We start from the raw sequence: 15,090 nt of genomic DNA on the forward strand, positions 1-15,090 counted from the left end.
CGCCCCCGGGAACGGGGCTGGTCGCCATGCCCGGCCTGGCCACCACCGCGACGCCCGCCAAAGCCAATGGGGTGAAGGGGGCTTTGCCCCCTTCGTCATCCCTTCTTCTTTTCCTTCGCGAAGCCTGACCTCAGGGGGCTTCACTGGCCTCGGCGCTGGTATCAGCCGCCGGGGCTGCTGCCGCTTCTGGCGCGGGGAGGGGCAGGTTCGACCCCTTGGAGTTGAGATAGGCGATCACGTTGGCGCGATCCATCGGGTCGGCCAGGCCTGCGAACGACATCTTGGTGCCGTCGGCGAATTTCTTCGGGCTGGTCAGCCATTCGTCGAGGTTGGCGAAGTCCCACTTGCCGCCCTTGCCCTTGAGCGCGTCGGAGAAGGCGAAGCCGCCCCGGCCCGTGGCCATGGCTTCGCCCACGACGCCATAGAGGTTGGGGCCGATCCCGTTGGGCGCGCCCTGATCGATGGTGTGACAGGCCTTGCACTTGCCGAAGGTGGCTTCGCCCTTGGCGGCATCGGCCTGGGCGAGGCGGTTGGCAATGGGCTCCGGCCCGGCAGGCGCGCCAGCGCCCGCTTCGGCGGCGACGCCAGCGATGGCGTAGCCCATTTTTTCGGGCCGCTCATTCTGGTCGGCGTGGAAATAGGATGAGGACAGGATCGAGAAACCGATGACAGCGATTCCGCCTGCAAAGGCCCAGCCTGCGATCGTGTTGAAACGCTTGTCCATTCCCAGCCCCATTTTTTGGGCGCATTTACGGGCCCGCTGCCTGCAACGCACCTTTGGCCGCAGGGATAATCGGGCCCCCGCACCAGCGCAAGTGCGATTAAAACCGCATGGGCCCGCGCGTCTGTGATCCAGGACAAATTTGGACACATAGGGAGAGGCGGGGGGAGAGGCGGGGGGAAAGGCGGATGGGCGGGATTCGTCTTGCCCCGGCCCCGGCCTTTCGCCTAACGGCCCTGTCCATGCAGAATTTCCCCGAACCCGCCCGCTTGCTCGTCGACAGCATGAGCGCCGCCGCCGCTGCTGATCCGGCCCGTGCGATTGCGTTTCAGGGCGCGCCGGGGGCCAATTCGCACCGCGCCGCGCTCGAAATCATGCCCGAGGGGCTGCCCCTGCCGTGCTTTTCGTTCGAGGACGCGCTCGATGCCGTGCGTGAAGGGCGCGCCGGACAGGCGATCATCCCCATCGAGAATTCGCAACACGGGCGCGTGGCCGACATCCACTTCCTGCTGCCCGAAAGCGGGTTGCGGATCGTGGGCGAGCATTTCCTCGACATTCATCACTGCCTGATGGCCCGCCCCGACGCCGGGCCGATCACCGCCGCGCACAGCCATCCCCAGGCGCTGGGCCAGACGCGCTTCTACTTGCGCGAACGCGGCATCGTGCCGATGGCCTATGCCGATACGGCCGGGGCCGCCGCGCTGGTTTCCGCCGGGAACGAGACCGGACAGGCCGCCATCGCCCCGCGCATCGCCGCCGAGCTTTACGGCCTCGACCTTCTGGCCGAGAACATCGAGGATGCGGCGGACAACACCACGCGCTTCGTCCTGCTGGCCCGCGCGCCGCTCGACCCTGCGACGATCGAGGGCCCCGCGCTCACCACGTTCGTCTTCGAGGTGCGCAACATTCCCGCCGCGCTCTACAAGGCGCTGGGCGGCTTTGCGACCAATGGCGTCAACATGACCAAGCTGGAAAGCTACCAGAAGGGCGCCAGCTTTTCCGCGACGATGTTCTATGCCGATATCGTGGGCGCGCCGGGCGATCCGGCGGTGGACCGGGCGCTGGAGGAACTGGCCTACTTCTCGAAGAACCTGCGGATTCTGGGCACCTATCGGCTGGAACGCGCGCGCGGCTGATCTGACAACATCTCTGCCGACATCTCTGGCAACATCGGCGCAAACGATGCTTGCGCAAGGGGCTGGCGGCGTGCGACCACCCTGTCGGTGAGCGTGCCCCTTCCCGATCCTGCTGCCAGTGCCGATGCGGGCGGGCCCCATGCCGATCAGGCCTGGCGCGCGCTCCATGGTATGGGCGAGATCCAGTTCGCGCCGGTCACGCCGCCCCCGCCAGACCCGGTCTATGTTTCGCCCAACTGGCTCAGGGCGGTGATGCAGGCGCTGGCGCGCGGTTTGGAATGGCTGGGGGAGCATGTGTTCGCGCCGCTGGGCTTGCACCTGTCGCATGGCTGGCGGTGGGTGGTTCTGGTGCTGGGGCTGGCGGGCATTGTCGCGCTGGTCTGGCTGGCGTGGGTCTTGCTGGCGCCGATGGTGCGCAAGTGGCGCGCAAGGGCGCCTGAGGAGGCCGTGCTGGCCGGGCCCTCGCCCGAAGCGCTCGCCTTGCTTGAAGAGGCGGACAGGCTGGCCGCGCAGGGCGACTATGGCGCGGCGGTGCATCTGCTCTTGCGGCGCAGCGTGGGGCTTCTGGCGGCGGCGCGGCCCGATCTGTTGCATCCATCGAACACCGCGCGCGAGATTGCCGGGATGCCCGCGCTGCCCGGCGCGGCGCGGCTGGCCTTTGCCACGATGGCGGGGGAGGTCGAGCGCGCGCGCTATGCCTTGCGCGCGCCGGGGCCACAGGAATGGGCGCGGGCGCGCGGGGCCTATGCCGCATTCGCGGCGCAGCCGCTGGGGGCTGGGGCATGAGCGCGGTTGCGGCTTCGCGTCCTCAGACTTTCGGCAGGGGGGGCACGCTGGCCCTCCTGCTGGTGGGCATGGGGCTATTCGGCCTGTTTCTGTGGTATCTGGGGAATGGCGGGCCGGGGACGAATAACGGGGGCGGGCATGCCGGGGGGCGGGGCCTCAACGGCTTTGCCGGGCTGGCCGCGCTGGTGCAGGCCGATGGGCAGGAGGTGACGCTCGGGCGCGGGGCCATGGCGCTCAAGACGCCGGGCTTGCTCGTGCTGACTCCGCTGGCCGATGCCAAGGGCAGCGACATCGAACAGGCCGTCGTCGCGCGGCGGCATATCGGTCCGACGCTGGTGGTCAGCCCCAAGTGGCAGGCCATGCCGGTTCCCGCCAAGTGGAACAAGCCGCGCGGGTGGACGGTCCTGACCGGCCTTGCGCCGCCGCAATGGCCCGGTTTTCTCGATGACGTGGAGGTCGATGTGGCCAGGGCGCCCGCGCATGGCTGGCATCTGGCCGACGGGACGCAAGGGCCCCTGCCGTTCGACAAAGTTGTCCTGAGCGGCAAGGGAGACCACCTCGTGCCGCTGGTACGGGCGGCGGACGGGCGGATTCTGGCGGCCTATGTCGACGATTCGGGGCGGTATCGCGCGCTCGGGCAGCTTGCCGGACAGGATGTGGATGCGCCCGGTTTCGGGGACAGGCCCGGTTTTGGTGGCAGGGACGAGGATTTGCAGCCGCTGGTCGTGGTGTTCGAGCCGGACCTGCTCGACAATGCCGGACTGGCCGACCGGCGCACGGCGATGCTGGCGCTGCGCCTGATCGCGGCGGCCTCGGCCAAGACGAGCGAGCGCGGGGTCACGTTCGACCTCACGCTGGCCGGGGTGGGCGCGCGGCGCAATCTGCTGACGCTGGCGTTCGAGCCGCCGTTTCTGGGCGCGACCGTGGTGCTGGTGTTGGCCTTGCTGGCGGTGGGCTGGCGCGCGTGGTGCCGGTTCGGGCCAGTTGCGGGCAGCGCACTTGTGGCGGGCGAAATGGCAGGGCGCGGGGCGCTGGTGGCCAACAGCGCCGGGCTGATCCGCCGGGCACGGCGGCTGCACTTGTTGACGGGCCCTTATGCGCAAGCCTTGCGCGAGCGGATGGCCGCGCGGCTGGGTCTTCCGAGACTGGACCTGTCGCTGGGGGCCACGATGGCGCTCACCGATGCGGCCATCGACCGCGCGTTGAACCGGCAGGGTGATGAAGACGCGTCTTTCGCGCAAGTGGCGCAAGCGCTGGCGCAGACCCGCAGCGAGGCCGAGGCGGTGCGTCTGGCGATGCGCCTGCATGAGATGGAACAGAGTGTGGTGAAAGGGACGGCGGAATGACTCTCGATGGCGTGCGCGAACTGGCCGGGGCGATCCGCCGCGAGGTGGCCAAGGCGGTGATCGGGCAGGAGGGCACGGTCGATCACCTGCTCGTGGCGCTGCTGGCGGGCGGGCATGTCCTGCTCGAAGGGCCGCCGGGGACGGCCAAGACTTTTCTGGCGCAGAGCTTTGCCACGGCGGTCGGGCTCGATTTCGGGCGTATCCAGTTCACGCCCGACCTGATGCCGGGCGATATTCTCGGCTCCAACCTGTTCAATTTCCAGACCAGCCAGTTCACCCTCACACGCGGGCCGATCTTTCACGAGATGGTTCTGGCCGACGAGATCAACCGCACCCCGCCCAAGACCCAGGCCGCCCTGCTCGAAGCCATGCAGGAGCGCCGGGTGACGCTCGACGGGACGGTCCATCCGCTTTCGCCGCGCTTCATGGTCGTCGCCACGCAGAACCCGATCGAGAACCAGGGCGTCTATCCGCTGCCCGAGGCCCAGCTCGACCGCTTCCTGTTCAAGCTCCTGGTCGATTACCCTTCGGCGCAGGAAGAGGCGGCTATCGTCGCGCGCTATGGCGCGGGCGGCGGGGCGCGCCATCCGGTCGAGTTGGGGGTCATGGCCGTGGCCGATGATGCCGCGCTGGGCGCCGCGCAGGAAAGCTTGCGCATGGTGACGCTGGCCGCGCCGCTGGTCGATTACATCGTCGCGCTCGTGCGTGCGACGCGCGAGGGGGGCGACCTTCTGGCCGGGGCCAGCCCGCGCGCGGCGGTTTTGCTGGCCGGCGCGGCGCGGGCGCGTGCCGCGCTCGACGGGCGCGATTATGTGATTCCCGACGACGTGAAGGCGCTGGCCACGGCGGTCCTGCGTCATCGCATGGTGCTGAGCCCTGCCGCCGAGATCGAGGGGCGGCAGGCCGAAGGGATCGTCGCCGATCTCGTCGAGCGCGTGCCCGCGCCGCGCTGACCGTAACGCGGATGCGCCTGTTTTCCCTTCCTTCTGGTCTGGTGCCCCCGGTCTATCCGACCGGGCGGGCGGTGGCCCTGCTGGTCGTGCTGGCGCCGCTCGGGCTGTTGCTGGCCGCGCTGGCGCCGCAGGGGTGGGCGCTGGCCCCGGCGGCGGGCGGCGTGGTCCTGTTGCTGGCGCTGCTCGACGGGCTTCTGGCTGGCCCCGTGCGCGTGGAGCGCGTGGATGTGCCCGGCGACGCGGAAGTGGGGCAGGATCTGGTGCTGGGGGCCGCAGTGGAGGCAGGGCCGCGCGCGCGCGATGTGCAGGCGCTGCTGGCGCTCGATGCGCGGCTGGCGCCGGGCGGGCGGGTGGCCCTGGAATCGATTGGGGAATCGGTTGGGAAATCGATTGCTGGCGGTCCGTCATGGCGGGGGCGGGCCAGCGTGCGGCCGGTGCGGCGCGGGCCGGCCATGGTCGAGGCGCTGTGGCTGCGCTGGACGGGGCCGCTCGGGCTGGGGCACCGGCAGGCGGTGCAGCGGCTGGACGAACCCGTCCATGTCTGGCCCGACATTGCCCCGGTGCGCAGCCCGGCCTTGCAGATGTTCCTGCGCGACGCGGCCTTTGGCCTGATCGCGCGGCGCATTCGCGGCGAGGGGACCGAGTTCGAGGCACTGGCCGACTATGAGCCGGGGATGGACCGCCGCCGGATCGACTGGCGTTCTTCGGCGCGCCATGGCCGCCTGTTCGCCAAGGAATTCGAGACCGAGCGCAACAACCAGATCGTGTTTGCCTTCGATTGCGGGCAGGCGATGAGCGAGCCGATTGCCGGACTGGCCCGGCTCGACCGGGCGATGACCGCCGCGCTCACCACGGCCTGGGTCGCGCTCAAGGCGTTCGACCGGGTGGCGGTCTTCGGGTTTGCCGCCCGGCCCCTCGCGCTTTCGCCGTTCGTGGGCGCCCCGCGCGACTTTGCGCAGCTTCAGCGCAGCGCGGCGGCGCTCGACTATCACATGCAGGAGCCCAATTTCACGTTCGCGATGGCCACGCTTGCCACCCGGCTGCAACGGCGCTCGCTGATCGTGGTTTTTTCCGATTTCACCGATCCGACCGGCGCGCAGATCATGGTCGAGAGCCTCGGGCGGCTGCTCGAACGCCATCGCGTGCTCTTCGTGGTCATGGCCGATGCCGATCTGGCCGGGTTCGCCCATGCGCCCCCGCGTGATCTCGACACGATGGCCCGCGCGGTGACCGCACAGGCCCTGTTGCGCCAGCGCGCGCTGGTCTTGCAGCAATTGCGCCAGATGGGGGTGAACGTGGTGGAAGCGCCGCACGAGCGGATCGGCACCGCGCTGCTCGATGCCTATCTGGCGATCAAGCGTGAAGGGAGTTTGGGGTGATCGGGGAAGGGGTGATCGGGGGCCTGTTTTCCCGCAGGAAGGCGCAGGACGTGGCGGTCGAAGCCGCCGCCTTGCGCTCCGACCGCTTTCGCCAGACGCGCGAGGGCGACTGGCAGCGGCTGGAGGCGATCATCACCCGGATCGAGCGCGGGCGCTTGCGTTCGCTGTCCGACGAGGACTTGCTGGCGCTGCCCGTGCTCTATCGCGGGGCGGTCTCGGCGCTGGCCATCGCGCGCGAAACCTCGCTCGACGCGGCGCTGGTCGCCTATCTCGAAGGGCTGGCGCGGCGCGCGTGGTTCGTCGTCTATGGCCCGCGCGAGGGGCTGGGCGCCTGGATGCGGCGGTTCTTTGGCGGCGGGTGGAGCGCGGCGGTGCGCGGGCTGGGTCTCGATATCCTGATCGCGCTGGCGGTCATGGTGCTGGGCACGGTGATCGGCTGGCTGATGGTGGCCCACGATGTGGACTGGTTTGCCAGCATGATGGGCGGCATGGCCGACGATGTGCGCGTGCCCGGTGCCAGCCGCGCGGCGCTTCATGGCACGCTGTTCGGCCAGCAGGGCCAGACGGGCCTGTCGGTCTTTGCCGCGTTCCTGTTCAGCAACAATGCGCAAGTCACGCTGATGGCCTTTGCGCTGGGCTTTGCCTTTGGTCTGCCCACGCTGCTGGTGCTGATCCACAATACGACCGGGCTGGGCGCGCTGCTGTGGCTCTATCACGGGCAGGGTCTGCTGCTCGACCTGATCGGCTGGCTGGCGATCCACGGGACGACCGAACTGTTCGCGATCCTGCTGGCCGGGGCGGCGGGCCTGCACATCGGGCGGGCCATGGCCTTTCCGGGCGACAGGCGGGTGGTCGATGCCGCCGCGCAAGCCGGGCGGCGCGCGGCGCAAGTGATGGTCGGCGTCGTTTTGATGCTGGTGGTGGCCGCGCTTCTCGAAGGGTTCGGGCGGCAACTGGTGAATACGACGGCGACCCGGCTGGTGATCGGGGGCGTGATGCTGGCGCTGTGGTGCGCCTATTTCTTCGCCTTCGGGCGCGGAAAGCGGGCCTGATGGTGCGCAAGGCACAACGCGCGGGCTATCGCGCCGATACGCGGCGGGTGCGCACGGTGATCACGCCCGAGGGCGTGCCGCTGGCGTTCACGTTGGGGGCGCGCGGCGCGCGGGCGCTGGCCTTCGGGCTCGATCTGATGATGATCGGGGCCATGCTCGTCGGTGTTTCGCTGGCACTTTTTTATATGGCCCGTGCCGCGGGCATGAGCGTGGACAACCCGGCCAGCCAGGCGCTGGTGGTGGTGTGGATCATCGTGATGTTCGCCTCGCGCCATGTCTGGTTCCTGCTGTTCGAGCTGGGGCCGCGCGGGGCAACGCCGGGCAAGCGGGTGCTGGGCCTTCGCGTGGCGGCGCGCGATGGCGGGCGGCTGACCAGCGAGGCCGTGGTGGCGCGCAATATCCTGCGCGAGATCGAGATAACCTTGCCCATGATGTTCCTGGGCGATGCTCTGCGGCAGGATGCCGATGCGGGGCTGATGGGCTGGGCCGGGGCGGGCTGGTTCCTGCTGTTCGTGTGCTTCCCGTTCTTCAACCGCGATGCCCTGCGGACGGGGGATCTGGTGGCGGGAACCTGGGTGGTCGAAGCCTCGCGGCACAAGCTGGAGGCCGCGCTCTCGACCGGGGAGGCCGCACGGCAGGGGCACAGCGCGCTCACGCAGACGACCTATCGCTTTGGCGAGGCCGAACTGGCGGTCTATGGCGAACTGGAATTGCAGGCGCTCGAACGCGTGCTGCGCGAGGACCGGGCCGAGGCGCTGGCGCAAGTGGCCGATGCGATCTGCACCAAGATCGGCTGGACGAGCGGGCGGGGCGACGAGCGCGCGTTCCTCGAAGCCTACTACACCCAGCTGCGTGCCCGCCTCGAAGGGGGCATGCGGCTGGGGCAGCGCAAGGCCGACAAGTATTCCTGAAAACGGGGCTCTCTCTCAGAGCCCGACCCAAAAGTCCTTCGGGTCGGTTTGGCGGGTCTTTTGCGCCACCACGGCGTCGGCTGTTCGCCACGATGCTTTCAGCATCGCTGGGCTCTCAGCCTTCTTGTGGTGACCCAAAATCCCTCGCCAAACCTCCGCCTCCCGACTTTTGGGTCGGACTCTCAGGCCTCGCAGACATCCAGATCGTAGAACCGCACGATCTCGTCCCAGGCTTCCTGCGCGGTCTCGACCGGCTTGAACAGGTTGAGATCCTCGAAGTTGATCACCCCTTCCTCGGCGATGGCGCGGAAGTTGATGACCCTGTTCCAGTAGTCTCCCCCGAACAGCAGCACGGGGATCGGCTTCATCTTGCCGGTCTGGATCAGGGTGAGCAGCTCGAAGAATTCGTCGAACGTGCCAAAGCCGCCGGGGAACACCGCCACGGCGCGCGCGCGCATCAGGAAGTGCATCTTGCGCAACGCGAAATAGTGGAACTGGAACGAGAGGTGGGGCGTCACATAAGGGTTGGGCGACTGTTCGTGGGGCAGCACGATGTTGAGCCCGACGGTATCGGCGCCGACATCGACCGCGCCGCGATTGGCCGCTTCCATGATCGAGGGGCCGCCGCCCGAGCAGACCACGAACTGGCGCTTGCCTTCCTCGACCACGCCGCAGGCCGAGGCGAGCCGCGCGAGTTCACGCGCTTCGTCGTAATACTTCGACTTGGCCACCAGCCGCTCGACGACGGCCTTGCGCTCGGGGGTGGTCGCCGCATCGAGCGCGGCCTGCGCGTGCTCGGGCGAGGGGATGCGGGCCGAGCCATAGATCACCAGAGTCGAGCCGATATCGGCTTCCTCCAGCAGCATCTCGGCCTTGAACAGTTCGAGCTGGAAGCGCACCGGACGCAGTTCCTCGCGCAGGAGGAAGTCGGTGTCGCGGAAGGCCAGCCGGTAGGCCGGGTCCAGCTGCTGGGGCGTGGCGCCCGGATGGTTCTCGGCGAAGCCGGCTTCCTGCTCGGCCTTGTAGAACTTGCGATTGACGAGAGCGCGGTTGATTTCTTCTTCTGTCATTCCGCTGAAGGTGGGCTGGCCGAACGCACTTGGCAAGCCCTTATGCCACCATCGGAAAGGCCCAATGGCGGCTTTAAGATTAGAATAAAGCTGACACCAGCATCTGGAGGGCGGCGCCGTAATAGTCGTTGGCCAGCCCCAGCGGCGGGGCGCTGCCGATCAGGCGGGCAGCGATCGCCGCGCCGCCATTGGAAACGGCATAAGGCGCGCGCTGGCCATTGGTCAGGTCGATCCAGGCGGGGATCGGCTGGCCTTCGGCGAGGCACTGGCGCCAGAACGCGGCGACCGGCTGGGCCAGGCTCGTGCGGTTGCCTGCCATGGCATAGAGCGGCACGCGGATGGCGTCGAAGCCGAAGCGCGGATCGTGTCCGGGGGCGGGCGCGAACTGGCCGGGGCCGGATACTTCCACCCAGTCGGCAGGCAGGCCGAACGGGCCGAAGCGGGCCTGCGAGACGACCATGGCGCTGTCGTCGCCCAGCGCACTCCAGAAATCGCCGTTGTCCCACTCGGCAAAAGTGCGGAAGGCGGGCCAGATGAAGTAGGACGGATTGACGATGACCGGGCCATTGGCCCCCCGGCTGTTGTCGACGAAGCCATCGAGGCCGGGCAGCAGCAGCTTGTAGCCGAAGCGTTCGACCACCAGACGGCGGCGGATCGCGGCGCGGATGGCCGCAGAGCGGGTGCGCCAGCCATTGCCGGGCCAGCGCTGGCCTCCGCGGCCCAGCGCCCAGGCGATCAGGATGTCGCCATCGGTGGCGTTGTTGTGATCGGGAACGCGTTCGGGGCTGTTGGGATCGTATTTCCAGGCGTGGAGCGCCACGTCGCTGCGCATCAGGGTCTCGTTGGCCCAGTTGGCCATGGCCGAAAACGCCTCGCGATCATCTGCGCGCAGGGCGAGCAGCATGCCGTATCCCTGGCCTTCGCTGTGGCTGATCCCGCCGTTCTGGGGATCGACCACGCGGCCCGAGGGATCGAGGAAGCGGGCCTTGAACGTGTCCCACTCGCCGGTGTTGACCATGGCCTTGCTCTGTCGCGAGGGCGCGCAGGCCGCCGTGAGGGCGACCAGAATGCCGAACCCGAACCCGCGCCGGTCGATGGATGTGCCATCGGGACGGCCGGTGTCTTGCCTGTATGTTGCCTTTTTCACCGCGGAGTTCACTGTAGAATCGATTTTCACGTTATCGCCCATGCCGGATTTCGAGCGTATGCCCCTTCCAGTGGGCGGTCGTGGTCAGGCTCTGCCCGCTGCCCATCATGCGGAACCAGGTGTCGTAGGTGCCTTCCATCAAGGGCGGCAGCAGCGTGCGCCAGGGATCGGCCATCTGGGCATCGCTTTCGGGATAGAGGCCGTCGTGGCGCACGAGGATCGCGCTATCCTCGACCGTGACCACCGCGCTGCCCCAGCCGAGCGCCGCCCACAGCGCGTTGATGCGCGTGGTCATCGTGCCCAGGTCTTCCACATCGCCGAGCGCGACGACCGCCGCGATCCGGCGCCCGACAGCGGTGAAGAAGCCGTGGTGCTGGTCCGGGGTGGCCGCGCTGGCCAGTTCGCGGGCGATCATGGCAACCAGAAAGCTGGCCCCCGTGGCGGCATCGGTTGCGCCGCCCGAAGCACTTGCCGAACCGTTCCCCGAACCGTTCAGGCCCCCTGCCTGCGTGCTGAAACGCAGCGAGCCGGACGGGCGGGGCGCAATCGGATCATCGAACATCATTTGCTTGCTCCCAGACTCTGGCGAATGCCGATGGTCGAGCGGATTTCGTCATAGCTGCCAAACGTGTTGTAGCTGGCCTCGCCCCCGATGCGGGTGGACGGGCTGACCTGATAGTAGAGCGACCCTTCGGCCGAGAGGGCGAAGCCGGTCTTGCTCAGGCTGTCGTAGCGGGCGCGCACATCGCTGTTGATGGCCTTGAGCCCGTCGAGCGTGGACTGGCGGTTCGCATCGATCGGATAGAGGGCGACCTCGTCCTGGTTGTAGCTCTGGTAGCCGGGGGTGGCTGCGGCCTTGACCGTGAGCTTGCCCTTGTCCAGTTCGTAGCGGACCGGGAAGCTGACCGACAGGAAGCTTTGCGGGCTGAAGTACCCGCCATGGCCATAGGTGAAGTAGTTCTGCGGGTTGTCGTAGGCCTGATAGTTGACGTTGATGCCGGTGCTCAGGTGCGAGTGCTCGGTCTGCATCACGCGCAGGTAGCCCCCGACATTGGCCTCGATCCCGCTGTTGTGGGCCACGCGGGTGCCGCGATAGGTGTTGTAGGCCACGCTGCCATAGGCCCCGCTGCCGTTGCGGTCGATTGACAGGCCGCCGCCCCCGCCCAGACGCATCACCTGCCCCCAGGTCAGCCCCGAGACCGGATCGCGCGTGCCCGCGAAAGAGATGATGCTGTCGGTCACCGGGCGGCGCTCGACCCAGGCCTGGGCCTGAACCCCGCCACCCAGCGAGGGCGTGACCCCGGCGTGGAACGAGACGGTCGTGCGGCCCATGTTGATCGGCGTGCTGCCCACGTCGACATGGAGGGTCTGGTCGTCATAGCCCGCGCTCACCGCGACGCCCGACTTGTGCTGGGTTTCGGCCTGTTTCAGCAGTGAAACCTGCTTGTTGACGATGCCTTGCGCCTCGGGCGTGGCGTTGGTGCCGAAGCGGGCGAGGGCCGATCCGGTCGGACGGCCCGCATCGATGACCACGGCTTCGGCGCGGGCATGGACACGCCCGCCAAACAGGCCGGTCGAGATTTCGGCGGTGCCGCGCATGTCGCGCAGTTGCGAAAGCCCGGTTTCGCCCTGACGCTCGCGGTAGGAGGTCGAGAGGTCGACACGCGGCCCGCTTTGCGCGGTGAGCTTGGCGATGTCGTTTTCGATGCTGGCCATGACCGGGTCGAGTGGACCTTCAGCCATCTGGGAGCCGCCCCCGTTCGCATCGAAAGGCGATGGCGCGAAGGGCTGGCCTTCGTAGGGCTGTTGGGCGGGATAGGGCGCAGCGTAGGGCTGCGCATTCTGGGCATAAGTGCCCTGAGGGTAAGCACCCTGCGGATAGGCACCCTGGGGATAGGCACCCTGCGGGTAAGCGGCCTGAGGGTAAGTGTTCTGGGGATAGGCCGTTTGGGGGTAGGGCGCCTGCGGGTACGCGTTCTGCTGGGGGACGTTCTGGGGATAGTCGGCCTGCGTATAACCGCCCGGGGCATAGCCATCCTGCGGCTGGGCCGGGGTGTCGTAGGCGGTCCGGGTAAAGGAGGCGGCCGGTTCGCGACCGAAAGCGGGAACCGGGGCATTGGCCAGCGCGGCACGCGGCGCGGCGGCAGGGGCGAAGCCGCCTGCATCGGCAAAGCCCGTGTCGGGCGCATTCCCGGTCGCATAGGCCATCGGCTGCGGGCGCGAGGCCTGCCTGCTCGCAGGCGCAGCGGCACCCGGTGCGGCCCCGTACGGGGTATTCCCATATTGTTGGGTGTTGCCGTACTGGGTATTTCCAGTGTTGGCCGCTCCGTAAGGTGATGGGGCGGCCCCATAGGTCGGCGCGGCATAGGCCTGCGTGCCATAGGCTGGTGCACCATAGGCCGGAGTACCGTAACCCGGTGAACCATATGCGGGGGCGCCATAGCTGCCCGGCGCTCCGTAACCGGAAGACATGGCTTGGGGTTGTGCGACAGGTGCGTTGGCGGTCGGAAGACGCGTGCCGTTGCCCAGTGAAAAAGGATTGAGCACCGGTTGCGGCTGGGCCACGGCCCGGTCGCGGAACGGATTGCCTGTGCCCATGCCCGTCGGGTCGCCCGAGAAGGGATTGCCGCCAAAGGCATCGATGCCGTTGCTGCCCGATTGGCGGGAATAGAGCGCGCGTGCTTCCTTGAGCAGACGCACCGCGCCGCTGCGGTCTCCGCGCGACTGGGCCACCTGGGCCAGCGTCATGCGGACCTGATAATCCTGGGGGAAGGCGGCGAGCGCCTGTTGCTGCGCGCTTTCCGACAAGGCGCGGTCGCCTGCGGCCTGCGCGGTCTGGGCGAGGCCGAGCAGGGCGTCGCGGTTGCGTCCGTCGCGCGTGAGCACGATCTGGTAGGTCTGCGCGGCCCGTGCCGACATTCCGCCCGATTGATAGAGCCGGGCCAGCGCGCTGATCACTTCGAGATTGTCGGGCGCCGCGTTCCAGGCTGCGCGCAGCACGTCGAAAGCCTGGGCGAACTGGCCGGCAAGGCGCAGGCGGTCGGCCTGGTTGACCGAAAGCCCGGCGGCCATGCGCGCCAGCGTGCGCTGGCCTTCGGGCGAGGTGTTGCCCAGGCTCGACGCGCGTTGCAGCGCGGCGCGGGCCAGATCGTCGCGCCCGGTCTTGGCCAGCACGCGCACGACCGCGTCATAGCCTTCCAGATCGGCGATATCGCCGCTCATCGCCGCTTGCGCGAACTGGCTGGCGCCTGCGCCATCGCCCAGATCGTAGAGGGCGCTGGCAATGGCGGCACGGCGCGCGGCGGGCAGGGTCTTGAGCCCGCCCAGCTGGCGCAGCGCCGAGACGGCCTGCGTCCGCTGGCCTGCGGCGGCCATGGCCTTGGCCCGTTCGATGGCCGCATCGGTCTTCACGCCCAGCACGAAATTGCGCATCGCGGGGGTGCGCTGGCTGTCGGGGATGCGGTCGATCAGCGATTCGGCTGCGGCGTTGCGGTTCAGGTCGGCATTGATCAGCGCGGCGGCATAGAGGCCGTCGGGATCGCTCGACCGCGAGAGCGAGGCGATCAGCGATTCGGCCTCGACGCTGCGGCCATGGCGGATCAGGAACCGCGCAAATTCGTAGCGGATCCACGGATCGTTGGGGTCGAGGGTCAGCCCGCCCTGAAATTCCTGTTCGGCGGTCACGTCGTCGCCACGCGCGGCGGCGGCCATCGCGCGGCCACGGGCGGCGCGGCTTTGCAGGCGCTGGTCGCTCTGCGAACCGCCCAGTTCGCTGGCCTGCCGATAGAAATCGGCGGCATCGGCATAGCGGCCCTGCCGTTCGTAGATGTCGGCCAGCAGTTCGAAGGCGGGGGCAGGCTGGGAAAAGCCCGAACGGGCGAGCGCCTCGGCGGCGGACTGGGCCTGGGCGGTCTGGCCACGGGCGAGCAGGGCGCGGGCCTCGTCCATGCCGGCATAGAACCGGGCCGTGCCCAGCGCCTGGGCCCAGCGCGCGGGATTGGGCTGGCGCGAGGCCTGTTCGAGCAGGTCGCGGGCTTCGGCAAAGCGGCTCTGCCGCAGGCGCACGATGCCCAGCCCGCCCAGCGCATCGCCATCGTTGCGGTTGGTGGCCAGCGCGCGCTGGAAACGGGTGGCGGCCGCATCGAGGTTGTTGTCGTCGAGCGCGTCGAAGCCGGCCATGCGCTGCTTGCCTGCCGTATCGGCGGCGCGCTGGCGGGCTGCGGAATTGGCCGGTGCCTTCGCGGCGGGGCGTTCCGCGCGCGCGCTGCGTGCAGGTTCCGCCGCGCGCTTGGGCGCGGCCTTGGTGGCGAGGGCCTGGCCAGCCGGGTGAGCGGGCGGATTGGTGCGGGCCGGAGCGGGCGCAGGCGTGCTGCCCCCGCCGTGAAGGGCCTGACGCGCCTGGGCATTGCCCGGATCTAGGGCGAGCGCCCGGCGCAGCGCCTGTTCGGCCAGATCCTGACGGCCCTTCGATTTCCAGTAGAGCCCTTGCGCGACCAGTTCCTTGACGCCGGGCACTTCGGCGAAGGCCACGTCGGGAACGGTCAGGAGTGCCGGGGATGCCAGCAAGGCCCTCAGGGCAGCACGTCGGA

Annotated in this window: 12 protein-coding genes; 7 read left to right on the forward strand and 5 right to left on the reverse strand. The window is 68.8% G+C overall.

Going from position 1 to position 15,090, the window contains the following annotated elements:
- Positions 1-130 precede the first annotated feature (130 nt).
- Positions 131-724: a c-type cytochrome gene (locus SBI20_RS12245; protein WP_317975285.1), complete on the reverse strand. Its 594-nt coding sequence runs from the start codon at positions 722-724 to the stop codon at positions 131-133.
- Positions 725-963: 239 nt separating this feature from the next.
- Between SBI20_RS12245 and SBI20_RS12250 the strand changes: the two genes are divergently transcribed.
- The 7 genes from SBI20_RS12250 (at position 964) to SBI20_RS12280 (ending at position 8,284) form a co-directional block, all read left to right on the forward strand.
- Positions 964-1,857 (forward strand): prephenate dehydratase, encoded by an 894-nt coding sequence (locus SBI20_RS12250; RefSeq protein WP_317975286.1) that lies wholly within the window; start codon positions 964-966, stop codon positions 1,855-1,857.
- 87 nt (positions 1,858-1,944) lie between these two features.
- Positions 1,945-2,643: a hypothetical protein gene (locus tag SBI20_RS12255; protein WP_317975287.1), complete on the forward strand. Its 699-nt coding sequence runs from the start codon at positions 1,945-1,947 to the stop codon at positions 2,641-2,643.
- Positions 2,640-3,989, forward strand: a complete 1,350-nt coding sequence (locus SBI20_RS12260) for a DUF4350 domain-containing protein (RefSeq protein WP_317975288.1) — start codon at positions 2,640-2,642, stop codon at positions 3,987-3,989. The genes SBI20_RS12255 and SBI20_RS12260 overlap by 4 nt, the downstream gene beginning before the upstream one ends.
- Complete coding sequence (locus SBI20_RS12265) at positions 3,986-4,942, forward strand: AAA family ATPase (protein ID WP_317975289.1); 957 nt, start codon at positions 3,986-3,988, stop codon at positions 4,940-4,942. The genes SBI20_RS12260 and SBI20_RS12265 overlap by 4 nt, the downstream gene beginning before the upstream one ends.
- 11 nt (positions 4,943-4,953) lie before the next feature.
- On the forward strand, positions 4,954-6,321 hold the full coding sequence (locus tag SBI20_RS12270; RefSeq protein ID WP_317975290.1) for a DUF58 domain-containing protein: 1,368 nt from the start codon (positions 4,954-4,956) through the stop codon (positions 6,319-6,321).
- Positions 6,321-7,373 carry a stage II sporulation protein M gene (locus tag SBI20_RS12275; RefSeq protein WP_411911562.1) on the forward strand — a complete coding sequence of 351 codons (1,053 nt, stop codon included), beginning with the start codon at positions 6,321-6,323 and terminating at the stop codon, positions 7,371-7,373. Before SBI20_RS12270 ends, SBI20_RS12275 begins: the two co-directional genes overlap by 1 nt.
- Positions 7,373-8,284: an RDD family protein gene (locus SBI20_RS12280; RefSeq protein WP_317975292.1), complete on the forward strand. Its 912-nt coding sequence runs from the start codon at positions 7,373-7,375 to the stop codon at positions 8,282-8,284. Before SBI20_RS12275 ends, SBI20_RS12280 begins: the two co-directional genes overlap by 1 nt.
- Positions 8,285-8,466: 182 nt before the next feature.
- On the opposite strand, the gene SBI20_RS12285 is transcribed toward SBI20_RS12280, so the two are convergent.
- The 4 genes from SBI20_RS12285 to SBI20_RS12300 form a co-directional block, all read right to left on the reverse strand.
- Entirely contained in the window at positions 8,467-9,354 is an 888-nt protein-coding gene (locus SBI20_RS12285) for an LOG family protein (protein WP_317975293.1), read from the reverse strand.
- A gap of 79 nt (positions 9,355-9,433) precedes the next feature.
- The gene (locus SBI20_RS12290) at positions 9,434-10,501 is read right to left on the reverse strand and encodes a glycosyl hydrolase family 8 (protein WP_317975294.1); all 1,068 of its coding nucleotides are present in this window, start codon (positions 10,499-10,501) and stop codon (positions 9,434-9,436) included.
- 31 nt (positions 10,502-10,532) lie between these two features.
- On the reverse strand, positions 10,533-11,066 hold the full coding sequence (gene bcsD / locus SBI20_RS12295; protein WP_317975295.1) for a cellulose biosynthesis protein BcsD: 534 nt from the start codon (positions 11,064-11,066) through the stop codon (positions 10,533-10,535).
- Positions 11,063-15,067, reverse strand: coding sequence for a cellulose synthase subunit BcsC-related outer membrane protein (locus SBI20_RS12300; RefSeq protein WP_317975296.1), 4,005 nt, complete (start codon positions 15,065-15,067; stop codon positions 11,063-11,065). The genes bcsD and SBI20_RS12300 overlap by 4 nt, the downstream gene beginning before the upstream one ends.
- Between the last annotated feature and the right edge of the window lie 23 nt (positions 15,068-15,090).

It is taken from the genome of Novosphingobium sp. IK01 (genome assembly GCF_033242265.1).
Classification (GTDB): Bacteria; Pseudomonadota; Alphaproteobacteria; order Sphingomonadales; family Sphingomonadaceae; genus Novosphingobium; species Novosphingobium pituita.

Bases quoted from the DNA above. Each gene is read 5' to 3' on its own strand.
- SBI20_RS12250 (WP_317975286.1), top strand. From the start codon at position 964: ATGCAGAATTTCCCCGAACCCGCCCGCTTGCTCGTCGACAGCATGAGC.
- SBI20_RS12285 (WP_317975293.1), bottom strand. From the start codon at position 9,354: ATGACAGAAGAAGAAATCAACCGCGCTCTCGTCAATCGCAAGTTCTAC.
- bcsD (WP_317975295.1), bottom strand. From the start codon at position 11,066: ATGATGTTCGATGATCCGATTGCGCCCCGCCCGTCCGGCTCGCTGCGT.
- SBI20_RS12270 (WP_317975290.1), top strand. From the start codon at position 4,954: ATGCGCCTGTTTTCCCTTCCTTCTGGTCTGGTGCCCCCGGTCTATCCG.
- SBI20_RS12260 (WP_317975288.1), top strand. From the start codon at position 2,640: ATGAGCGCGGTTGCGGCTTCGCGTCCTCAGACTTTCGGCAGGGGGGGC.
- SBI20_RS12245 (WP_317975285.1), bottom strand. From the start codon at position 724: ATGGACAAGCGTTTCAACACGATCGCAGGCTGGGCCTTTGCAGGCGGA.
- SBI20_RS12265 (WP_317975289.1), top strand. From the start codon at position 3,986: ATGACTCTCGATGGCGTGCGCGAACTGGCCGGGGCGATCCGCCGCGAG.
- SBI20_RS12280 (WP_317975292.1), top strand. From the start codon at position 7,373: ATGGTGCGCAAGGCACAACGCGCGGGCTATCGCGCCGATACGCGGCGG.